Raw genomic sequence first — 1,329 nt, 5'->3', positions numbered from 1 at the left:
GCGGCCCACTTTTGTTTTACCCACAGGTAAACAGAATTAACTCGCGTTTTAGTGCTGATGGTCTTTTCCGGCTTAGGACGGTTTGCCATTAGGTCGGTTTGATCGCGGCGGATATGCAAACCTTTAGTCGACCGGCAGCAAACCTACGAGCAAATCAGAATCAAATACGTCGGTCGTACAACGATTACTGGTGCATACCGGCAACTAGCCAAAGAGCCGATGCAGCACCTCTAGTCATTCCAATGAACGGCTCGGATCAACCATGTTGTTAGAGCCGGTCAAATTTGCTTTGTGCTCAAGACAGGGGTCGACGTGGTTGAGTCAATCAACTAGCAAGCAGCGAGTTTCTCCCATGTCCTTATCTTGGTACGAAACGTAGTGAGGGGGGGGGCAACAGTGTTGATATGTACCCACTTCCACACCGGTCATACTGACGGAGTGGAAGACGCCCACGCTCGCTGCTCAGACTCAAACAGCTCTGCTTCGGCCAGTCAGGGTACCAGTTGGATTACCTCGGCGAGTAGAACCTCGAATCGATTAATCAGATCTCGGGGTGGTACCAGCTCCCAGTGTTGGTAGAAAGACTCGTACAAGCTACCTAGCTAATCGCATTTGAAACTAGGAGCTTCAGTCACCACCTCTTTGTCCGCTTGCTCTTTCCGCTTTCAGCTAAGCAGTAATTCCATCCAGTCCAATAGGTTCGCGATAACCTGCCGGGGCGTGCGGTCTATTCCCTCAATGAGCATTTGCCCACCATCATCGGGAACATCCTCGAACTTGCGGATGAATAGACACCCGCGTTTAGTGGTCTCTGATTCAATCTCGCTTCCGGATTCATATGGCTTCACCACACATTTTCGGTGGAGCACTCTATATCCGAGGTATTCATGCGTATGTTCAAGTGTCCTGGGGTTAGTTCCGCTTTTTACGACCCTGGGTTGATGAAATAGGCAAGGTAGCACTTGGTTTGCGCTTCCCGTGGTGTGGCTAGTCCAGCACTTTGTGTATCCGCATAATTCTTTACCAATGCATCGTCCGCAAAGTGGCAAGTTCGATTTCCGCTTCTATGTTCACGAGTCTTGCGTATGAATGAGTTTTGTCTTGTAGAGAGTGTCGACTCCCTCAGTTGGAGCGTCGTGTTAAGAATCGTGGAACGTGGTGATGCTCGGACGGATTCCAGGACCGAGGTAGGAACTAGATCCAGCACGCTTCACTTACTGCCTCGCGCGTGTTGTTGTTAGATTGCTTATGGCTGTTAATGTGCTGATGCGCGTTACAAAATGCTCCGTGACCTGCGGGTTCGCTTTATGTGTGAAGTGTGTGTAATGT

General features: G+C 50.0%; 1 protein-coding gene. It reads right to left on the bottom strand.

Annotated elements, in window-relative coordinates; all coding sequences use genetic code 11:
• Positions 1-665: 665 nt before the first annotated feature.
• Positions 666-848 (bottom strand): ClbS/DfsB family four-helix bundle protein, encoded by a 183-nt coding sequence (locus HMPREF2562_RS11170; RefSeq protein ID WP_065419905.1) that lies wholly within the window; start codon positions 846-848, stop codon positions 666-668.
• Positions 849-1,329: the final 481 nt, after the last annotated feature.

Source organism: Corynebacterium sp. HMSC077G07 (assembly GCF_001809225.1).
Classification (GTDB): Bacteria; Actinomycetota; Actinomycetes; order Mycobacteriales; family Mycobacteriaceae; genus Corynebacterium; species Corynebacterium jeikeium_D.
The sequence above is the reverse complement of the archived record's forward strand: the minus strand, read 5'-3'. Positions and strand labels throughout refer to the sequence as shown.